Genomic DNA, 13,770 nt, shown 5'->3' with positions numbered 1-13,770 from the left:
GGCGCGCTCAGCGCTCGATCAGCGTGCGCTTGCCCGGCTTGCCGTCCCAGTCCTTCGCGTCGGCGGGGGCATCTCTGCGTTCGGTCAGCACCGGCCAGGCTTTCGACAGCTCGGCGTTCAGCGCAATGAACTCTTCCTGGCCTGCCGGCACGTCGTCTTCGGGGAAGATCGCGTTGGCCGGGCATTCCGGCTCGCACAAGGTGCAGTCGATGCATTCCTCGGGATCGATCACGAGGAAGTTCGGCCCTTCATGGAAGCAGTCGACCGGACAGACCTCGACGCAGTCGGTGTACTTGCACTTGATGCAGTTCTCGGTGACGACGAAGGGCATGAGTTCAGCCTGAGGCGGCGCCGGGTTCGAACACGCTCTTTCCGCGCAAGCCGCGTCGAGCCCGTTTCGAAGCGGATGTTAATTGAAAAGTGCGGCCATGGACGGCCGCTCTGGAGCGTGGCAAAGGGCAAGCCTTTCCAGCACCTACTTCACTTCCCCACTCAGCATTCACGGACGAACGCACTAACAAATGGCGCTCCCTACGAGGTTCGAACTCGTGTTCCCGCCTTGAGAGGGCGGTGTCCTAGACCACTAGACGAAGGGAGCGCAGTTGGGATTTGCGAGGCCGCGTAGTATAACGAATCGGTAACACGCGGCAAACACCGGAGCGCCAGTAAGGAATGAATTCGGATCCCCTCGTACGGAACACGTCGCTCGACGGCTCGTTCCGCATCATTCCGCGCTCGGAGCACTCGATTTCGCGCAAGAGCATCTCGCCGGGCGCGCTGCGCGTGCTGTACCGGCTGCACGAAGCAGGTTTTCGCGCCTGCCTGGTCGGCGGCGCGGTGCGCGATCTCCTGCTCGGCGGGCATCCGAAGGATTTCGACGTTGCCACCGACGCGACCCCGGAACAGGTTCGCGCCCAGTTCCGCAATTGCCGCCTGATCGGCCGGCGCTTCCGCCTCGCCCACGTCGTGTTCGGCCGCGAGATCGTCGAGGTCGCGACTTTCCGCGGCAGCAGCGACGACGGCAGCGGCGACCGCCATCTGGTCGACGGCCGCCTGGTGCGCGACAACGTCTACGGCAGCATCGAAGAAGACGCGGTACGTCGCGACTTCACCGTCAACGCGCTGTACTACGACATCGCCGATTTCAGCGTGCGCGACTCGATCGGCGGCATGGATGACCTCGAACACCGCACGCTGCGCCTGATCGGCGATCCGGAGCTGCGCTATCGCGAGGATCCGGTACGCATGCTGCGCGCGGCGCGCCTGGCGGCCAAGCTCGATTTCGAGATCGCACCCGATACCGCTGCTCCGTTCGCAACGCTGGGCGCGCTGCTCGCGGAAGCGCCGCCGGCGCGATTGTTCGACGAGTCGCTGAAGCTGTTCCTGAGCGGCTACGGCTTGGCCAGTTTCCGCGCGCTGGAACGCTACGGGCTGCTCGAGCACGTATTCCCGGCGACCGCACGTGCGCTTGCCGGAGCCGGCTCGACCGCGTTCCGTCATCTGCTCGAACAAACGCTCGCCAACACCGATGCGCGCGTGCGCGAGGACAAACCGGTGACGCCGGCCTTCCTGTTCGCCGCGATGCTGTGGGAACCGGCGCGAGCGGCTGCGCAGGCCTTGATCGACGGCGGCAGCGACGCATCGATCGCCTGGCCGAATGCGACCGCGCGCATCCTGCGCGAGCAGGCGCAACGCGTCGCGATTCCGCGCCGTTTCACGCTTGCGGTGGAAGAGATCTGGTCGCTGCAGCCGCGCTTCGCGGTGCGCACGAAAAAGCGCGTGCTGCGCTTGCTCGAGCATCCGCGTTTCCGCGCTGCTTACGATTTTCTGCTGCTGCGCGCGAGCGAATCGCCGGACCTGGCCGAACTCGCGCAATGGTGGACCGAGGTGCAAGAGGTCGATCCGGTCGAGCTCGCTTCGCGCCTGAATGCCGCGCCGTCAGCACCCGCCGACGCGGAACCGGCGCCGAAGAAACGCAAGCGCCGGCGCCGGCGCAAGGCGCGATCTGAATCGCAGGCCGGCGGTGGCGAGTAGGGCGGCGACGACCGCGTACGTCGGTCTCGGCAGCAACCTCGATGGACCGGAACGACGCATCCATCTCGCCTTGCAGGCGCTCGACGGCATCGCACACACGCGTCTGATGCGTCATTCGCGCCTCTATCGCACGGCGCCCTGGGGACGCGGCGAACAGCCCGATTTCATCAACGCTGTCGCCGAACTGTCGACGTCGCTGACGCCGCGCGAGCTGCTCGAGGCACTGCTCGCGCTCGAGATCGAGCAAGGTCGACGCCGCGATGGTTCCCGCTGGGGGCCGCGCACGCTCGATCTGGATTTGCTCGTGCATGGCGACAGTCGTCTCGCCGAACCTGGGCTGACCCTGCCGCATCCGCATATCGGCGAGCGCGCCTTCGTCTTGCTGCCGCTGGCCGAGATTGCGCCGGACATCGAAATCGCAGGCCAGGGACGCGTACGCGACCTGCTCGCCGGCGTCGATACGCACGGTTGCGTGCCGCTGGACGCAAACTAACATTCACAACCGTATGGAACCGTGCTAGCGTCGGTTTCGCCGCAATGGAGCGGCAGGGAAATAGCGGAGTGCTGACATGAAACAGCAAAACCAAAACATGGTCGCGCATGAATTGGAAGCCGCGGCCAATCCGTTCGGGATTCAGGTCGAGGAACCGCTTAATTCGCAAGTACAACTCGGCAAGCTTCCGCCCAAGACGCCGTTCGAGCCGTGGGATACCGGCGGCCATGGCGGTCGTGGCGGCGGCTGATCCGATTCGCCGCACTCAACCAAAAGCCGTCTCGCCCAGCGAGGCGGCTTTTTCTTTTTCCAGTCGCCGCGGTCGCGGATCGAATGAATTGGCACCTGAGACGGACTCGTTCGAGCCGCTTCTTCGCACTGCCGAGCGACACGCAGGCATAGATCGATAAAAGCGCGACAGCGGAAAGATCGCTGGTGCGAGCGACACGACGCTCGAACCGACAAGACCAGCCTCGTCCGGGACGACCATGCTCAAAGCCGATATCACCTTGTCCGATCTTCGCCTTGCGGTGGAGTGGAAGGATCAGCGGATCGCATTCGGCGGAAGCCACATTTCCCCCTATTCGCATCCTTCGATCGAAACGCTTTTGGTGCGCACGGAAGGCCGATGGTTCGTGGTCGTGCGGGAGCGCCTCGCTTCCAAAGCGTTGGAGGAGTCGATGGCGGACCGATGCGTCGGCCAGGACGAATTCAACCGGCTGTATCGGGAAAATCTGCTCTGGCCGCTCGACTACGTCCTGCTCGAGGCGGCTCAGGCCGGCTGTCGGATGCGGGTGCGCGCTGGCGCATTCGGTTCTGCTCCGGTTTATTGCCGAGCGCTCGAAGACCGAACGATTATTTCCTGGGACCCCGGCGATGTACTGATCGGTCCGTTGGTGATCGACACCGAGATGGCCAGCCATCGCCTCGCCCTCAACACCGCGTACTCGGCACGCCAGCTTTGCGTCGGCGTTACCTTGCTGACCGAGCGCGCCTCGCTGCAGATCGAGCCGGGCAAGCACAGCTATCGATATCCCGCAGCAGTGGAGGAAACGACTCCCGCACCGCTGCCGCCGGGCCAAAACGCCACCGAGGCATTCGGTGAGCTCGTTCAGTACGCCGCCACCGTGCGGGCGAGCGGGGCTGTCCGGATAGCGGCTGAGCTGAGCGGAGGCATGGATTCAGCCGCCGTCGCGTGCGCTTTGGCGAAATCGTACGAGCACGTGGCGAGCCTGGGCATCGTATTGGGGGGCGAGGTCCGCGACGCGCAAGTGCAGCGGCGTCGATCGATCGTCGATCGACTCGAGCTGCACGACCATACGGTGGAGATGGCCGCCTATCCGCCCAGTGTGCATGTACGTCCCGGGCCGGAACACTCGCGCAGGCTGCATTGGGAATACTACCTCGAAGCATCGGCGGCGCTGTGGGACGTAGCACGAGCGCAAGGTTGCGATACGTTGTTCACGGGGATCGGCGGAGATGAGCTGTTTCCGAGCTATTTCGACGAGACGTCGACAGGCACAGAACCAGCGAACGAGAGCCTTCCGTATATCGAGCGACTGCTGACGCCTCGTGCCCGGAGTGCGGCACGCAGCCGACGCGGCTTCGATGCCCCCGACAGCCCCGTGCCGACGACGGCGCTTTTGGCGCAAGCTTGTCGCGCGCCCGACATGCTCGAGCGTGGCTTGTGGCCGATCAATCCGCTCGGTGATCCCCGTCTGGTGGCGTTCTGCCACCGCTTGCCGGCGGAGAACCGTCTCGATCGAAAGGTCCTGCGGCGATACCTGGACCGGCATCTCGGCGGCGATGTCTTTCCTTCCGGTTACGTCAAAGAAACCTTCGTCCAAGTACTGCCTGCTGCCATCGCTCGCAACGTCGACGCTCTCACGGAGCAACTGCGCGAATGCGCTTTGGCCGATTTGGGATTGGTCGAGCGCAAAGCGGCGATCGAATTGGTGAATCGGGTCGCAACGACCGGAGCGAAAGCGCCTACGGCAGTATTGGCCCCGTTCTTGTGGCTGGAGCGGCTTGCGCGGCAGATAGGCTGAAGCGCCTCTCGCTCTTGTGCGCATGCACCTAGCAAGCTGTGCCGCGTACTGGTGGCTTCCAGAGACCCGCCACTTCCGCAAAACGGCTTGAGCCGATGCGCGCAAGCACGGAATAATGCGCGACCTCACATCGAGCGCCGACCATCCGATGGCAGCCAACACCGCGACCGGCGCACCGGTCACCGTACCGGAACTGCGCGAACGCAAGCATCGCGGCGAAAAGATCGTCACCGTCACCTGCTACGACGCGAGCTTCGCGCAACGCGTCGACGAGGCGGGCGTGGATGTCGTGCTGGTCGGTGATTCGCTCGGCATGGTCGTGCAAGGCCATTCGAGCACCTTGCCGGTCAGCGTCGACGACATGGTCTATCACACGCGTCTGGTCGCACGCGGCCTGCGCCGCGCCCTGCTCGTCGCCGATCTGCCGTTCATGAGCTATCGCAACGTCGACGTCGCGTTGACCAACTCGGCGCGTTTGCTCGGCGAGGCGGGCGCGGCAATGGTCAAGCTCGAGGGCGCGGGGTGGGTGTGCGAAGTCATCGATGCTTTGAAGCGGCACGAGGTGCCGGTCTGCGCGCATCTGGGCTTGACGCCGCAGTCGGTGCACGCATTCGGCGGCTATCGGGTGCAGGGCCGCGGTGACGCCGAAGCGGCGCGTCTGAAAGCCGAAGCCAAAGCGGTGCAGGATGCCGGCGCCGATTTGCTCGTGCTTGAATGCGTGCCGGCGGGTTTGGCCGCCGAAATCACGCGTGACCTGCGCATCCCGACCATCGGTATCGGCGCCGGCGTCGACTGCGATGGACAAGTGCTGGTGCTGTACGACTTGCTCGGCATCAGCACCGGCAAGCGGCCGCGCTTCGTGAAGGATTTCCTGCACGGGCGCGGATCGGTCGTCGAGGCGATCGCGGCCTACGCCGGCGAAGTGCGCAGCGGAGCGTTCCCGACCGCCGAACACAGTTACTGACGAGCATCGCTTGAAAACCATCCGCGGCAATTCCGAACTGCACGCCTTCGTCGATGCGTGCCTGCGCGACGGCAAACGCATCGCACTGGTGCCGACGATGGGGAACCTTCACGCCGGACACCATTCATTGGTCGCCTTGGCGCGCGCGCGCGCGGACGTCGTGATCGCTAGCGTGTTCGTCAATCCGACTCAGTTCGGCCCGCACGAGGACTTTGCGCGCTATCCGCGCACGCCGGAGGCCGATGCGGCGGGTCTGGCGGCGAGCGGTTGCGATCTGTTGTTCCTGCCCAGCGTCGAGGATCTCTATCCCTACGGCGCCGAGCGCAGTGTGCGCGTCAGTGTGCCCGAGTTGACCGACGTGCTCGAAGGCGCGATCCGGCCCGGTCATTTCGATGGCGTGGCGACCGTCGTCGCCAAACTGTTCAACCTCACGCGTCCGCACGTCGCCGTGTTCGGGCAGAAGGACTATCAGCAGCTGCTGGTGATCCGTCGTCTCGCGCACGACCTCGGTTATCCGATCGACATCGTCGCTGCGCCGATCGTGCGTGAAGCGAACGGTCTGGCGATGAGTTCGCGCAACCAATATCTCGATGACCAGCAGCGCGCGGGCGCGAGCGTGATTCACGTCACGCTCCAGGCGATGCGCGAGCGCTTGCAAGCGGGCGGGGCGCGGCAGGAGGTCGAAGCGGAAGCGGCACATCGACTGGCCGAAGCGGGCTTGCGGCCCGACTACGCCGTCGTCCGGCGCGCGGCCGATCTGGTCGAGCCGACCGCGGGCGATCGCCGGCTGGTCGCATTGATCGCGGCGCGGATGGGCTCTACGCGCCTGATCGACAATGTTTTGATCGAGTTGTAGCGTTTTCCGTTCGGGCTGTGGTATTCTCCCCACTGCCTGAGGGGTTTTCGCAACGCAAGTTGCTTGCTCCAAGGGCAGCAGGGCGCATTTAGGTAGTCGTCACTCCAAATTAGGACCCTCGCTGCGGCGACGCGCGAGGGTTTTTTTTGCGTGCGCCTTTCGTGAAGCCATTGATAAATAAAGATTTATCCGCACTTGCTCGTGAGTCGTGCTGCATCAGCACATGCTTTGATATAATCACTCACTCCACGCGTGTTGCGTGGAAGCAACAGCAGGAGACCCCATGCACCTCAACATGCTCAAGGCGAAAATCCATCGCGCGACGGTGACGCACGCCGAGTTGCACTATGAGGGGTCCTGCGCGATCGACGGCGATCTGCTCGACGTTTCCGGCATTCTGGAGTACGAGCAGATCCACATTTACAACGTCAACAACGGCGAGCGCTTCTCGACCTACGCGATCCGCGCCGATGAGGGCTCGGGCATCATCTCGATCAACGGCGCCGCCGCGCATCGCGCCCAGCCGGGCGACATCATCATCATCGCGGCCTATGGCGGCTACAACGAAGCCGAAGCCGCTCAGCACAAGCCGCAGCTGGTCTACGTCGACCGCAGCAACAAGCTCACGCACACGAATCGCTCGATTCCCAAGCAGGCTGCGTAACAACGCGCGTTACTAACGCAAAGTGCGAACGAAAGCACTTCTGAACGCGTCGCTCGTGCGGCGACACGATGCGCGGTCACTTGCCGGTTGTCAGCGACGTCATCGCGTGTTGCTGCAAAGCCCAATGCACGTGTTCGCGAACGAGCTCCGACGCATCGTCGCTGCGGCTGCCTAAGGCTGCCAGCACCGCCGGCGTTCGCGGCGCATTGCCGAGCGCGACGGCGATGTTGCGCAGCCAGCCTTCGTAACCGGTGCGCCGGATCGCCATGCCGGCTGTGCGCTCGAGAAACTCCTGCTCGCTCCAGGCGAACAACTCGGCCAAGCTCGCGCCATCGAGGCCGTGGCGTGGCGCGAAATCGGCCTCCGGCGTCGGCTGCGCGAATTTGTTCCATGGGCAGATCAGCTGGCAGTCGTCGCAGCCGAACACGCGATTGCCGATCAGCGGTCGCAGTTCGTGCGGAATCGCGCCGCGCAGCTCGATCGTCAGATACGAAATGCAGCGGCGCGCATCGAGCCGGTACGGTGCCACGATCGCGCGTGTCGGACACACGTCGATGCAGCGCGTGCAGGTGCCGCAGTGCGCCGATTGCGGCGCGTCGATCGGCAAAGGCAGGTCGGTATAGATTTCGCCGAGGAAGAACCACGATCCCGCATCGCGATTGAGCAGCAAGGTGTGCTTGCCGATCCAGCCGAGGCCGGCGTTGCGCGCGAGCGCTTTTTCCAGCACCGGTGCCGAATCGGTGAAGACACGGTAGCCGAACGATCCGATGCCGGCGGCAATACGGTCGGCGAGCTTTTGCAGGCGCGCGCGCAAGACTTTGTGGTAGTCGCGACCGAGCGCGTAACGCGAGACGTAGGCGCGCTCGCCGTCGGCGAGCACGTCCCATGCCTGAGCGATGCCGGGCGGCGCGTAGTCCATGCGTGCGGACAGCACGCGCAAAGTGCCCGGCTGCAATTCGGCCGGGCGGCTACGCTTCGCACCGTGCTGCGCCATGTAGTCCATCTCGCCGTGGAAGTCCGCGTCGAGCCAGCTCAGCAAATGCGCTTCGTCGGCACCAAGGTCGATGCCGGACACACCGACCTGCTGGAAGCCGAGCTCGCCTCCCCAGCGCTGGATGTCCTCGCGCAACTTCGTGTAGTCGATCGTGTCCATGCAATTCCGGCGTCCGCGCCGCGCAGCATAGCGCGCGGCTTCCGTGCGAACCCGCACTTATAATCGCCCGATGAGCAGCGGCACACGCGCGACTTCGTTGTACACCGCCGATCAGGTGCGCCGCATCGATCGCAACGCGATCGAGCGTCTCGGCATATCGTCCTTCGTGCTGATGGAGCGCGCGGCGGCGGCGGCCTATGCGGTCTTGCGGCGGCATTGGCCGCAGGCAAGGCGCATCGCCTTGCTCGCCGGCGACGGCAACAACGGCGGCGATGCGTTCTTGCTCGGACGACTCGCCCTTCACGATGGCCTGACCGTCGTCGCAATCGCCCTGTCCACGCAATCCCGCGGCGACGCGCAGCAGGCGCGCAATGCGTTCGTCGAGGCGGGCGGAACGATTTCGCTCGACCTCGACACGTTCGATCTTGCGGATGCCGACGTCTGCGTCGACGGCTTGTTCGGCACCGGCCTCAGCCGTCCGATCGAAGGAGCGGCAGCCGCCCTGATCGTCAGACTCGAAAGAAAGCGCCGGCCGTTACTCGCGCTCGACCTGCCGTCCGGCCTCGATCCCGACTGCGGCGTACCGCTCGGTCCATGCGTGCGTGCCGATGCGACGATCAGCTTCATCGCCTGGAAGCGCGGCGCGTTCACTGCCGACGGCGCCGACACCTGCGGCGCACGCGAGCTCGCGCCTCTGGACGTTCCGGCCGCAGCCTTCGACGGCGTCGACGCCGATGCCGAGTTGCTCGACGGGACGATCGCGGAGGTGCTGCCGGCGCGGCGCGGCAATGTGAACAAAGCGCATTTTGGACACGTTCTCGCGATCGGCGGCGACGCGGGCATGGGTGGCGCGATCCGCCTTGCCGGCGAAGCCGCCTTGCGCAGCGGAGCGGGGCTGGTCAGTGTGGCGACGCGACCGCAGCACGTGTTCGCGATGAATGCGGCGCGCCCCGAGCTGATGGCGCACGGCGTGGAAGCGGCGACGGCGTTGCAGCCGCTGTTCGCGCGCGCCAGTGTCGTCGCGATCGGCCCGGGTCTGGGCCAGGCCGCTTGGGGCAGGTCGCTGTTCGAGGCCGCGTTGACCTGCGGCAGGCCGCTGCTGCTGGATGCCGATGCGCTGAATCTGCTGGGGCAGGGGCCGCGGCCATTACCGCCGACGACCGTGCTCACGCCGCATCCCGGCGAGGCGGCACGCCTGCTCGAGTGCGATACGGCGACGATTCAGCGCGATCGCTACGCGGCGGCACGCGCGCTCGCGCAACGCTATACGGCAGTGACCGTGTTGAAAGGGGCGGAAAGTCTGATCGCCGATCCACACGGCCGCGTCGCCGTGTGTCCGTGGGGCAACTCGGGCATGGCTTCGGGCGGCATGGGTGATGTGCTGACCGGCGTGGTCGCGGCCTTGCTGGCGCAGCGGCTGTCGGCTTGGGATGCCGCGCGATTTGGTGTCGCTCTGCATGCGCGTGCAGGCGACCTCGCCGCGGCCGACGCGCCGCGCGGGCTGATCGCAAGCGATCTGTTGCCGTCATTGCGCCGTCTGGCGAACCGATTCCTCACATGAGCCTGCGAATGCCCGATCTCGACGAAGTGCAGTTGACTGCCGCCGCACGGCGACTGGCGCCGATCCTGCGCGATGGCGGCATCGTGCATCTGAGCGGCGAACTGGGCGCCGGCAAGACGACGTTTGCGCGCGCATTGCTGCAGGCGCTCGGCGTCGGCGAGCGCGTCAAGAGTCCGACTTATAGCCTGATCGAGTCGTATCGCGTCGATGATCTCGACATCCATCATCTCGATCTGTATCGCCTTGCCGATGCAGGCGAACTCGAGTGGCTCGGCATCGGCGATCTATGGGGCGCCGGCACTTTGGTTGTGATCGAATGGCCCGAGCGCGGTGCCGGCGCAATGCCGGCGGCGGATCTGAGCGTGCGCCTCGACCATGCCGGTTCCGGCCGCAGCCTCGACGCGACGGCGGGCAGCGCACGCGGCGCCGCATGGCTGAACGCCTGGGCGTCTGCGGCCGCGTTGTGAATCGGTCGCTTGAGCCCGATTCCTGAATGATTATTCACGAAAGCTTCGCACGTTTCGGATTTTCAAGGAAAAAGCTTGCTTTTTTGAGCCGCTTTCGATTTGAATACGCGCCATGTGGGGATTTCGCATCCAAGCTTCGTTGCTCGTCGGCTTTGCGCTGCTGCTCGGAAGCGAAAGTACTCGCGCGTCTGAAATCAAGAACTTGCGCATCTGGGCCGGCCCGGAATACACACGCGCCGTGTTCGATGTTTCCGGCCCGGTCGACTACAAGCTGTTCGAGCTGAGCAAGCCGGACCGCATCGTGCTCGATATTCGCGGCAGCGAGCTCGGCGCCGGCTTCAGCGCACCGGCGGTCAAGGGCCTGCTCAAGGGCTTGCGCGCCGGCAAGCAGGGCAAGAGCGATTCGCGCGTCGTATTCGATCTCGCCGACGGCGTGCGGCCGAAGAGTTTTCTGCTGCCGCCGGCGGACAAGTTCGGCTATCGGCTCGTGCTCGACCTCTATCCGGCCACCGTCAAGCCCGCCCCGATCAAAACGGTCGCCGACGCGGCGCCGGGCAAGGCGCGCAACGTGGTCATCGCGATCGACGCCGGCCATGGCGGTGACGATCCCGGCGCGACCGGCGCCAGCGGCACGCACGAAAAGGAAATTACGCTCGCGGTCGCGCGCCAGCTGAAGAAGCAGATCGACCGCACGCCCGGCATGAGCGCCGTGCTGATTCGCGATGCCGACTACTTTATCCCGCTGGAAAAGCGCTACCTGAAAGCACGTGACGCGAAGGCGGACCTGTTCGTCTCGATTCACGCCGACGCGTTCACGCGCAGCGACGCGCGCGGCTCGTCGGTGTGGGTGTTGTCGCCGCGCGGCGCGACCAGCGAGGCCGCGCGCTGGCTGGCCGACCGCGAGAACCGCGCCGACTTGGTCGGCGGCATCTCGTTGGACGACAAGGACGACATGCTGGCGAAAGTACTGCTCGATCTCTCGCAAGGCGCCACCATGGGCGCCAGCGTCGCGGTCGCCGAGCAGGTACACGGCGCGCTGAGCAAACTCGGCCCGACCCATCGCAACTACGTCGAAAAGGCCAACTTCGTCGTGCTGCGCTCGCCCGACGTGCCCTCGATCCTGGTCGAGACCGCCTTCATCAGCAACCCGTCGGAAGAAGCGCGTTTGAAGAGCCCGGAACATCGCGAAAAGCTCGCCGGTGCGATCCTCGACGGCATCGACGAGTATTTCCGCGCCACGCCGCCGCCGGGCACGTTCTATGCGCAGAACGCCGATCGCGCACGCGACAACGCGCGCGCGAAGGCGCAGCGCTACGTCGTCAACCGCGGCGACACCTTGCGTGCGATCGCCGAACGTCACGGCATGACGTCGGCACAGCTGCGCGCCGCCAACGATCTGGCCGACGAGCGCGTTCGCCCCGGCGAAGTGCTGCAGATTCCGCCGTCCGGTTGATCGCGCCGCGTAAGGCTGGAGCAACGCGAGCTACGCTGAGAAAACGAGAAAAGTACAAGGATTTCCGCTCCTTCTTTGCGCGTTCCTCGGGGTCCACCCGTCGGCTTCCAAGCCGCGATTCTTCATGAGCGCGGCCTTCACGCGTCGGCTATGATGCGCCGCCCATGCCGCGCATCCGTTCGCTTCCGCCCGAACTCGTCAACCAGATCGCCGCCGGCGAGGTGATCGAGCGGCCTGCGTCGGTGGTCAAGGAGCTGGTCGAGAACAGCCTGGACGCCGGCGCCAAGCGCATCGAGATCGACATCGAACAAGGCGGTGCGCGCTTGATCCGCATCCGCGACGACGGCGGCGGCATCGAGGCCGACGATCTTCCGCTCGCGGTCGCCGCGCACGCGACCAGCAAGATCGCCAGTTTCGACGACCTCGAACGCGTCGGCACACTCGGTTTTCGCGGCGAGGCACTGCCTTCGATCGCGTCGGTTTCGCGTTTTGCTTTGACTTCGCGCGCGCGCGGCGCCGAGGCCGCCTGGCGCATCGAAGTCGACGGCGGCAAGCCGCGTGCGCCGACGCCGGCGCAGCATCCGCCCGGCAGTAATGTCGAAGTGCGCGACCTGTTCTACAACTTGCCGGCACGGCGCAAGTTCCTGCGTGCCGAACGCACCGAGTTCGGCCACATCGACGAACTGGTGAAGTCGATCGCGCTGGCACGCACGCAGGTCGAGTTCCGCCTCAGCCACAACGGCAAGCCGGTGCGTCTGTTGCACGGCGAACGCACAGAGGGCGACGAGGCGCGTCGCGTCACCGACGTGCTCGGCGAGGACTTCCTCGGCAGCAGTCTGCGCATCGAGCACGCCGGTGCCGGCTTGCGCCTGCACGGTTGGGTCGGCTTGCCGACCGCTTCTCGTTCGCAGGCGGATCAGCAATATTTCCACGTCAATGGCCGCCTGGTGCGTGACCGCCTGGTCGCGCATGCGGTGCGTCAGGCCTACGCCGACGTGCTCTACCACGGCCGTCATGCGAGCTTCGTCTTGTTCCTAGAACTCGATCCGGCCCTGGTCGACGTCAACGTACATCCGGCCAAGCACGAGGTGCGTTTCCGCGAAGGGCGCCTGGTACACGACTTTCTCTATCGCACGCTCGACGACGTGCTCGGCGGCGCGCGTGCCGGCGGTGTCGCTTCGGTACAGGCGACGGCCGCCGCCGCACCGCTGCCGACGGCAGCGCCGATGCCTTCGTACGGTGGCTACGCGCCGCAACGCCAAGGCGGTCTCGGCCTCGGCGTGCGCGAACCGCTGGCCGACTACGCGGCCTTGTTCGGCGAAGCGCGCGCTTTGCCGCACGCAGCGGGCGACACCGGCGCGCTCGTCGGCAACACGGCATCGCTGCCGGCAAACCACGACGCGCAGGACGTGCCGCCGCTCGGTTTCGCGCTGGCGCAGCTGCATGGCATCTACGTGCTGGCCGAAAACGCGCACGGTCTGATCCTGGTCGACATGCATGCCGCGCACGAGCGCATCACCTACGAGAAGCTCAAGACCGCGCAAGAAGGTGCCGGCATCCGCTCGCAGCTCATGCTGGTGCCGCTGACGCTCGCCGTCAGCGAACGCGAAGCGGGCGTGGTCGAAGAGCACGCGGCGCGCTTCGCCGAACTCGGTTTCGACGTCGCGCGCAGCGGTCCGCAGAGCGTGGCGGTGCGGCGCATCCCGGTGCTGCTCGACGGTGCCGACGTGGCCCAGCTCGTGCGCGACGTGATCGCCGATCTCGCCGTGCACGGCGAGTCGCGCCGGATCGAAGAGAGCGGCAACGAACTGCTCAGCACGATGGCCTGCCACGGCTCGGTGCGCGCGAATCGCCGCCTCAGCGTTCCGGAAATGAATGCGCTGCTGCGCGAGATGGAAGCGACCGAGCGTTCCGGTCAGTGCAATCACGGACGGCCGACTTGGGTGCAGCTCGGCATCGCCGAACTCGACCGGCTGTTCCTGCGCGGAAGGTGACTTTGGCGATCGATGGCGGGTCGTCGCAACTTGGATCGTCGCTCGAGGTCGAGTAAATCCGACTTCGGAAGATCCACCAGCGG

At 65.6% G+C, this 13,770-nt stretch carries 13 protein-coding genes and 1 tRNA gene; 11 read left to right on the top strand and 3 right to left on the bottom strand.

The window, feature by feature from the left end:
- Positions 1 to 7: 7 nt before the first annotated feature.
- Complete coding sequence (fdxA, locus tag AC3QL3_RS15265; protein WP_492894955.1) at positions 8 to 331, bottom strand: ferredoxin FdxA; 324 nt, start codon at positions 329 to 331, stop codon at positions 8 to 10.
- A gap of 191 nt (positions 332 to 522) precedes the next feature.
- Positions 523 to 598 (bottom strand) — tRNA-Glu (locus tag AC3QL3_RS15260).
- Between the two features lie 74 nt (positions 599 to 672).
- Between AC3QL3_RS15260 and pcnB the strand changes: the two genes are divergently transcribed.
- From pcnB to panD, 7 genes are all read left to right on the top strand, one after another.
- Positions 673 to 2,034, top strand: a complete 1,362-nt coding sequence (gene pcnB, locus AC3QL3_RS15255; RefSeq protein WP_492894954.1) for a polynucleotide adenylyltransferase PcnB — start codon at positions 673 to 675, stop codon at positions 2,032 to 2,034.
- Entirely contained in the window at positions 2,024 to 2,527 is a 504-nt protein-coding gene (gene folK, locus AC3QL3_RS15250; protein ID WP_492894953.1) for a 2-amino-4-hydroxy-6-hydroxymethyldihydropteridine diphosphokinase, read from the top strand. Before pcnB ends, folK begins: the two co-directional genes overlap by 11 nt.
- A 76-nt stretch (positions 2,528 to 2,603) precedes the next feature.
- Positions 2,604 to 2,777, top strand: coding sequence for a hypothetical protein (locus AC3QL3_RS15245; RefSeq protein WP_492894952.1), 174 nt, complete (start codon positions 2,604 to 2,606; stop codon positions 2,775 to 2,777).
- A gap of 238 nt (positions 2,778 to 3,015) precedes the next feature.
- The gene (locus AC3QL3_RS15240; protein ID WP_492894951.1) at positions 3,016 to 4,575 is read left to right on the top strand and encodes an asparagine synthase-related protein; all 1,560 of its coding nucleotides are present in this window, start codon (positions 3,016 to 3,018) and stop codon (positions 4,573 to 4,575) included.
- A 148-nt stretch (positions 4,576 to 4,723) separates the two neighbouring features.
- Positions 4,724 to 5,539 (top strand): 3-methyl-2-oxobutanoate hydroxymethyltransferase, encoded by an 816-nt coding sequence (gene panB / locus AC3QL3_RS15235; protein WP_492894950.1) that lies wholly within the window; start codon positions 4,724 to 4,726, stop codon positions 5,537 to 5,539.
- 10 nt (positions 5,540 to 5,549) lie between these two features.
- A complete protein-coding gene (gene panC / locus AC3QL3_RS15230; RefSeq protein WP_492894949.1) occupies positions 5,550 to 6,395 on the top strand; it encodes a pantoate--beta-alanine ligase in 846 nt (281 codons plus the stop codon).
- A gap of 283 nt (positions 6,396 to 6,678) precedes the next feature.
- Positions 6,679 to 7,059 (top strand): aspartate 1-decarboxylase, encoded by a 381-nt coding sequence (gene panD, locus AC3QL3_RS15225; protein ID WP_492894948.1) that lies wholly within the window; start codon positions 6,679 to 6,681, stop codon positions 7,057 to 7,059.
- A gap of 76 nt (positions 7,060 to 7,135) precedes the next feature.
- Here the strand turns inward: panD and queG are convergent, their stop codons facing one another.
- On the bottom strand, positions 7,136 to 8,212 hold the full coding sequence (queG, locus tag AC3QL3_RS15220) for a tRNA epoxyqueuosine(34) reductase QueG (RefSeq protein ID WP_492894947.1): 1,077 nt from the start codon (positions 8,210 to 8,212) through the stop codon (positions 7,136 to 7,138).
- 70 nt (positions 8,213 to 8,282) lie between these two features.
- On the opposite strand from queG, the gene AC3QL3_RS15215 reads away from it, so the two are divergent.
- From AC3QL3_RS15215 to mutL, 4 genes are all read left to right on the top strand, one after another.
- Entirely contained in the window at positions 8,283 to 9,773 is a 1,491-nt protein-coding gene (locus AC3QL3_RS15215) for an NAD(P)H-hydrate dehydratase (RefSeq protein WP_492894946.1), read from the top strand.
- On the top strand, positions 9,770 to 10,240 hold the full coding sequence (gene tsaE / locus AC3QL3_RS15210) for a tRNA (adenosine(37)-N6)-threonylcarbamoyltransferase complex ATPase subunit type 1 TsaE (RefSeq protein ID WP_492894945.1): 471 nt from the start codon (positions 9,770 to 9,772) through the stop codon (positions 10,238 to 10,240). The genes AC3QL3_RS15215 and tsaE overlap by 4 nt, the downstream gene beginning before the upstream one ends.
- Positions 10,241 to 10,352: 112 nt before the next feature.
- Positions 10,353 to 11,693, top strand: coding sequence for an N-acetylmuramoyl-L-alanine amidase (locus AC3QL3_RS15205; RefSeq protein WP_492894944.1), 1,341 nt, complete (start codon positions 10,353 to 10,355; stop codon positions 11,691 to 11,693).
- A 164-nt stretch (positions 11,694 to 11,857) separates the two neighbouring features.
- Entirely contained in the window at positions 11,858 to 13,687 is a 1,830-nt protein-coding gene (gene mutL, locus AC3QL3_RS15200) for a DNA mismatch repair endonuclease MutL (protein WP_492894943.1), read from the top strand.
- Positions 13,688 to 13,770: the final 83 nt, after the last annotated feature.

Source organism: Dokdonella sp. GW821-FHT11D02 (assembly GCF_058808595.1).
The sequence above is the reverse complement of the archived record's forward strand: the minus strand, read 5'-3'. Positions and strand labels throughout refer to the sequence as shown.

Excerpts from the sequence above, each read along its gene's own strand:
- fdxA (WP_492894955.1), bottom strand. The coding sequence starts at position 331 with ATGCCCTTCGTCGTCACCGAGAACTGCATCAAGTGCAAGTACACCGAC.
- pcnB (WP_492894954.1), top strand. The coding sequence starts at position 673 with ATGAATTCGGATCCCCTCGTACGGAACACGTCGCTCGACGGCTCGTTC.
- AC3QL3_RS15245 (WP_492894952.1), top strand. The coding sequence starts at position 2,604 with ATGAAACAGCAAAACCAAAACATGGTCGCGCATGAATTGGAAGCCGCG.
- AC3QL3_RS15240 (WP_492894951.1), top strand. The coding sequence starts at position 3,016 with ATGCTCAAAGCCGATATCACCTTGTCCGATCTTCGCCTTGCGGTGGAG.
- panB (WP_492894950.1), top strand. The coding sequence starts at position 4,724 with ATGGCAGCCAACACCGCGACCGGCGCACCGGTCACCGTACCGGAACTG.
- panD (WP_492894948.1), top strand. The coding sequence starts at position 6,679 with ATGCACCTCAACATGCTCAAGGCGAAAATCCATCGCGCGACGGTGACG.
- queG (WP_492894947.1), bottom strand. The coding sequence starts at position 8,212 with ATGGACACGATCGACTACACGAAGTTGCGCGAGGACATCCAGCGCTGG.
- AC3QL3_RS15215 (WP_492894946.1), top strand. The coding sequence starts at position 8,283 with ATGAGCAGCGGCACACGCGCGACTTCGTTGTACACCGCCGATCAGGTG.
- tsaE (WP_492894945.1), top strand. The coding sequence starts at position 9,770 with ATGAGCCTGCGAATGCCCGATCTCGACGAAGTGCAGTTGACTGCCGCC.
- AC3QL3_RS15205 (WP_492894944.1), top strand. The coding sequence starts at position 10,353 with ATGTGGGGATTTCGCATCCAAGCTTCGTTGCTCGTCGGCTTTGCGCTG.
- mutL (WP_492894943.1), top strand. The coding sequence starts at position 11,858 with ATGCCGCGCATCCGTTCGCTTCCGCCCGAACTCGTCAACCAGATCGCC.